7 protein-coding genes and 1 pseudogene are annotated in these 5,007 nt (G+C 66.8%); 5 read left to right on the top strand and 3 right to left on the bottom strand.

The genetic code is table 11. From position 1 onward, the window contains the following. Window positions 1-423, top strand: a pseudogene (gene rpsA / locus B4L26_RS11295) (30S ribosomal protein S1); the annotation flags it as partial. 74 nt (window positions 424-497) lie between these two features. Here the strand turns inward: rpsA and B4L26_RS11300 are convergent. Continuing rightward, on the bottom strand, window positions 498-881 hold the full coding sequence (locus B4L26_RS11300) for a hypothetical protein (RefSeq protein ID WP_290718971.1): 384 nt from the start codon (window positions 879-881) through the stop codon (window positions 498-500). Window positions 882-961: 80 nt separating this feature from the next. Between B4L26_RS11300 and B4L26_RS11305 the strand changes: the two genes are divergently transcribed. Together B4L26_RS11305 and B4L26_RS11310 are read left to right on the top strand one after the other, a co-directional pair. Then, window positions 962-1,453, top strand: a complete 492-nt coding sequence (locus B4L26_RS11305; protein WP_290718972.1) for a ferritin — start codon at window positions 962-964, stop codon at window positions 1,451-1,453. A gap of 95 nt (window positions 1,454-1,548) precedes the next feature. Further along, window positions 1,549-2,145: an isochorismatase family protein gene (locus B4L26_RS11310; RefSeq protein ID WP_290718973.1), complete on the top strand. Its 597-nt coding sequence runs from the start codon at window positions 1,549-1,551 to the stop codon at window positions 2,143-2,145. Between the two features lie 12 nt (window positions 2,146-2,157). Here B4L26_RS11310 and B4L26_RS11315 read toward each other — a convergent pair whose 3' ends face one another. After that, the gene (locus tag B4L26_RS11315) at window positions 2,158-3,003 is read right to left on the bottom strand and encodes a hypothetical protein (RefSeq protein WP_290718974.1); all 846 of its coding nucleotides are present in this window, start codon (window positions 3,001-3,003) and stop codon (window positions 2,158-2,160) included. 89 nt (window positions 3,004-3,092) lie between these two features. On the opposite strand from B4L26_RS11315, the gene coaE reads away from it, so the two are divergent. Further along, window positions 3,093-3,992 carry a dephospho-CoA kinase gene (coaE, locus tag B4L26_RS11320; RefSeq protein WP_290718975.1) on the top strand — a complete coding sequence of 300 codons (900 nt, stop codon included), beginning with the start codon at window positions 3,093-3,095 and terminating at the stop codon, window positions 3,990-3,992. Window positions 3,993-4,022: 30 nt separating this feature from the next. On the opposite strand, the gene B4L26_RS11325 is transcribed toward coaE, so the two are convergent. Further along, on the bottom strand, window positions 4,023-4,568 hold the full coding sequence (locus B4L26_RS11325; protein WP_290718976.1) for a DUF402 domain-containing protein: 546 nt from the start codon (window positions 4,566-4,568) through the stop codon (window positions 4,023-4,025). Between the two features lie 93 nt (window positions 4,569-4,661). Between B4L26_RS11325 and B4L26_RS11330 the strand changes: the two genes are divergently transcribed. After that, window positions 4,662-5,007 (top strand): DEAD/DEAH box helicase family protein (locus B4L26_RS11330; protein WP_290718977.1); only part of this gene is annotated, 346 nt, incomplete at its 3' end.

A 5,007-nucleotide genomic window follows, 5' to 3' on the forward strand; every position in this document is an offset into this window, starting at 1 on the left:
GTCAAGGTCATCGACATCGACCTCGAGCGTCGTCGGATCTCGCTGAGCCTCAAGCAGGCCAACGAGGACTACACCGAGGAGTTCGACCCGTCGAAGTACGGCATGGCCGACAGCTACGACGAGCAGGGCAACTACATCTTCCCCGAGGGCTTCGACGCCGAGACCAACGAGTGGCTCGAAGGCTTCGACGAGCAGCAGAAGGCTTGGGAGGGTCGCTACGCCGAGGCGGAGCGTCGCCACAAGATGCACACCGCTCAGATGGAGAAGTTCGCGAAGGCGGCCGCCGAGGCGGAGAACGCACCGAGCGACTACTCCTCGTCGACCGACGAGGGCAAGGGCGCTGCAGCGTCGAGCGCGGGCGGTTCGCTCGCGAGCGACGAGCAGCTCGCGGCCCTGCGCGAGAAGCTCGCCGGCAACGCCTGAGCTGCTTTCGTAGCCTGAACAAGCAACGACTCCCGGTCCGATCGGACCGGGAGTCGTTGCTTTGGTGGGTGTTGTCAGCCGATGCGTGCGTACGCGTTGCACTTGCCGTATGCGTAGTCCTTCTTGAGCCGCTTACCGTGCGCCCACACGGCGCAGCCGATGTATGCGTCCGGCTTGTCCGCGACGGCGCGGACACCGGCCCCGTCGATCGTGGTGGCCGGGACGGTCCGCTCCCAGCACCCCTCGCCGAGCCACCGGTCGGTGGTGCCCTGTTCGGCGATGGACTCGCCGATCCCGACACCGTAGGTGATTGTCGCGCGCGTCGGGGTTTTGTCGCTCGCGCACACGCGCAAGGTGTAGTCGACGCGGGGAGCAGCGTCGGCGATCGGAGCCGTGAAGACCGATCCGAGAAGCACAAAACCGAGCATTCCGGCGGTGGCGATCGATGACCGTTTCATGGCATTAGCTTAGCCAAACTTGGCTTAGCGAAGGCAATACTTGCTGGTAGAAGGCATTTTTTCTCTCTACACTCAACGGCATGAAGATGGCAGCAGACCTTGAGAAGGCATTCATCAAGCAGATCACCAAGGAATACGAGTCGGCGATGCTCTACCGCCAGCTGGCGATCGAGCTCGAGCTGATGGACCTCCCCGGCATCTCCAAGTGGCTCAAGAACCACGCGGACGAGGAGCTCACCCACGCCGACAAGCTCATCAAGCACCTCACCGACCGCGACAACCACCCCGTCATCGGCGACATCAAGACGCCGAAGGTGAAGGTCACCAGCGTGACCGAGACCTTCGACGTGGCGCTGGAAGCAGAGCGCGAGGTCTCCGAGAGCATCCGCGAGCTCTACTTCGCCGCCGACGAGGCCCGCGACATCGATTCGCGCTCGCTGCTCGACTGGTTCGTCAGCGAGCAGATCGAGGAAGAGGCCGTGGTCAGCGAGATCCTCGGCCGCGCCCGCCTCGTCAACGAGGACGGCTCCGGCATCCTGCGCCTCGACGCAGAGCTCGGCCAGAGCGCCTGAACCACCTGAAATAGCCCTCAGGACCGACGGCCCGCCACTCCTTCACCGGAGTCGGCGGGCCGTCGCGCGTGGTCGGGGGTCACTACAATCGAGGCGTGACCGGCAAAGCACTGATCATCGTCGACGTCCAGTACGACTTCTGCGAGGGCGGGTCACTCGCCGTCGCCGGCGGGACCGACGTCGCCGATCGGCTCGCCGCGGCGCTGTGTGACGAGGACTTCCTCGGGCACTACGACCTGCTGGTGACGACGCAGGACTGGCACATCGATCCGGGCGAGCACTTCGCCGCCGAGGGCGAGGAACCCGACTTCCGCGTGTCCTGGCCGGTCCATTGCGTCGCCGAATCGTCGGGCGCGCGGATCATCGCCGCGCTCGACGACGAGGTGGCGCGTGTGCACGCGATCCCGGTGGTCCGTGTGTTCAAAGGCCACTACAGCGCGGCGTATTCCGGGTTCGAGGGTGTCACCGATGACGAGGAGCGGCTGCTCGACAGCTTGCGGGCACACGGCATCACCGACGTCGACATAGTCGGGATTGCCACCGACTACTGCGTGAAGCAGACGGCGGTCCACGCCGCCGAAGCGGGCCTGCGCACGACCGTCCTGAAGGATTTCTGCGTCGGCATCGATGCCGACGCGGTGGCCTCCCTCAACGCCCACGGGTTCGCCGACGCGGGCATTGCGGTGCGCTGATCCAGTTCGGATCTAGTACTGCCGAACGGTGACGCCCAAGGCTTTCGCCTGTGTCCGCAACCAGCCCTCCGACCAGCTCGACGTCGGACATCCGCCCATCCGGTCGGCGACGGCCGTGGAATAGCCGCCCCAAGACAGGACACGGCAGATCGCATCGGACTGCAACACCTTGCGCCACTCCGGCAGTTTCGTCACGGCCTGGCTCTCGACCGACTGCATGACGTCGAACTGCTCCCACCACTGGCGCGACCCCGCCCATCCGAACGCCAGCATGAACTTCTTGGTCGCGTCGTCCATAGCGGGTGTCCAGTAGAGGAAGATCGTGCGGTAGTACTTCGGCGAGTAGCACGCCGCGGCAGCCTCGCCGGTCTGCAAGGCGGGCGTCATCCCGCAGTTCACGTCGGGGTTGTTGCTGACGATGACGCTGAACGGGGCGGACTCGGTAAACGTCCGGTGCAGCCAGACCGTCGGGTCCGAGTAGCCGGGCAGAAAGGCCGACGTCGGTGCCATGCCGACCGGCGGGACACTGGCGAGCATGCCGGACTTGAACTTGGACTCCATCGACTGGCCCCTCAGGGCGGTCGAGCGCGACGGCCGCGACGATGAGTAGTCGGACTTGTCGAGGGCGAACAGCACCGCTCCGCCGCCGCAGCAGGCCAACAGCAGCAGACCGCCGACGACCAGGCCGACGATCAGGCCCGTCGACGACTTCTTCGGTGGTGGGGGCGGGTAGGCGCCCAACGGCGGGGGGTACTGCCCGGGAGCCGGGGGCTGCCCGGGCGGCGGGTACTGCCCAGGAGGCGGGTATTGGCCCGGCGGCGGGTACTGGGGGCCGCTGAGACCCGGCGGGTAGGTCATGGGGCCTGAGGGTAGTTGATCCCGCACGGAAAGCGTCGTTCCAACACCGCCCGTCGCGATAGCAGGAGACGTTTGCCACACTGGTGGGCGTGATCCGAGTGGGACTGACTGGTGGCATGGGCGCGGGCAAGTCGACCGTGGCGAGGACTTTCGTCGAGCGGGGTGCGTACCTGATCGACGCCGACAAGATCGCACGCGACGTGGTGGCCGTCGGCACTCCGGGCCTCGCGGCGTTGGAGGAGGCGTTCGGCAGCGATGTGATCGGCGCCGACGGCGAGTTGGACCGCGCGGCGCTGGCCGCCAAGGCCTTCGTCGACGACGAGTCGCGCGGCAAACTCAACGCCATCACTCATCCGCGCATCGGTGCGCGCACCGCCGAGCTGCTCGACGCGGCACCCGCCGATGCGATCGTCGTCCAGGACATCCCGTTGCTGGTCGAGAACCACACCGCGCCGTTCTTCCACCACGTCATCGTCGTCGACGCCGACGTCGAGCTGCGCGTGCACCGGCTGGTCAACTCGCGCGGTCTCGACGAGGCTGATGCCCGCGCCCGCATCGCCGCGCAGGCGACGAACGAGCAGCGTCACGCGGTCGCCGACGCATGGCTAGCGAACCACGGTTCGGAGGCGGAGTTGGCCGAGCAGGCCATCGATCTGTGGGCGCAGCGCCTCGTGCCGTATGAGGCCAACGTGCGCGCGGGTCTCCCGGCTACCGCGCGACCGGAGTTGGTCGAGCGCGATCCCAACCCGGAGTCTCTTCCGACGCGGCTGACCAACCGGCTCTGGGCGGTGGCCGGCGACAAGGCCACTGCTGTCACGGTCACCGGCAGCGAACCGGTGACATCGCTACAGATCACCGCGCGCGACGCCGAGGCGGCCGCCGCGCTGCCCGAACTGCTGCGCGCCGGTGGTTTCCCGGCGGACGAGTCGGGCACCTTTGCCTCGGCCGATCCGGGGCGCCCGGCAATCGTCCGCGTCGTCGTCGGGTAATCGGTCGTCGGGTGGTCCTTCCCGTGCCCGCTAGGGCCGCGGCGGAGGCGACACGCGCCAGGTGACCGGTTCGCCGACCTGCTCGTCGAGCCAGGCCTGCACGTCGTGGCGGTGTTCGGCGGCGCCCACCAGCACCGTCGTGGCGGTGGTGATGGCCTTCTCGCACTGCTCGGTGGTGAGGTAGCCGGCGACATTGGCGTCGAAGAGCTCGTCGATGTCGATCAGCTCCAACGGCTTCTCGTCGACGTCGACGAGGTCGAGGTACCAGTCACGGGCGTGCCAGCGGTCGGCGTCGTCGGGTCCCCAGAATTCGCCGACGTCGAGGTAGAGGCGTTGGCCGGGCCGGTACTCCGGGTCGTGGAAGTGGAAGATGTTGGCGCGTAGGTCGAGGTTCGGAAGCAGCCAGCTCTCCAGCCAGAAGAACTTGTCGTGCCCGGGGGTCGAGCGCGACATGTACAGGCCGTAGTCGGTGGCGCGATATTCGTCGACGGCGCGCACGAAGCCTTTCGGGTCGGTATTGGTCATCGCCGGGACGTCGAAGACCTCGACTTTGAGGGGATGCGCGGTGTCGGTCATGGTCTCAACCTAGCTGTGGGATTCGACGCCCGCCTGGCATCTCCGGTCGCCGCCCGAGTGGGGATGTCAGACGCCCCGCCTATCCTGGTACGCATGGCGTTCCCCGCAGAGAAACCGGTGCTCGCGCACTCCGAGTTCCGTCCGATCGGTGAGATCGAGCGGGCCGATGCACGCTTTGAAGTCGTCAGCGACCTTGAACCGGCTGGCGACCAACCCGCCGCCATCGCGGAGTTGGAACGGCGGATCAACGACGGTGAGCGCGACATTGTGCTGTTGGGTGCGACGGGTACCGGCAAATCGGCGACGACGGCCTGGCTGATCGAGAAAATCCAGCGCCCGACACTCGTGATGGCACCCAACAAGACGCTCGCCGCCCAATTGGCCAACGAACTGCGCGAGATGCTGCCGAACAACGCCGTCGAGTACTTCGTCTCGTACT

It is taken from the genome of Gordonia sp. UBA7599 (genome assembly GCA_002477755.1).
Lineage (GTDB): Bacteria > Actinomycetota > Actinomycetes > Mycobacteriales > Mycobacteriaceae > Gordonia.

Excerpts from the sequence above, each read along its gene's own strand:
- B4L26_RS11325 (WP_290718976.1), bottom strand. The coding sequence starts at position 4,568 with ATGACCGACACCGCGCATCCCCTCAAAGTCGAGGTCTTCGACGTCCCG.
- B4L26_RS11300 (WP_290718971.1), bottom strand. The coding sequence starts at position 881 with ATGAAACGGTCATCGATCGCCACCGCCGGAATGCTCGGTTTTGTGCTT.
- B4L26_RS11305 (WP_290718972.1), top strand. The coding sequence starts at position 962 with ATGAAGATGGCAGCAGACCTTGAGAAGGCATTCATCAAGCAGATCACC.
- B4L26_RS11315 (WP_290718974.1), bottom strand. The coding sequence starts at position 3,003 with ATGACCTACCCGCCGGGTCTCAGCGGCCCCCAGTACCCGCCGCCGGGC.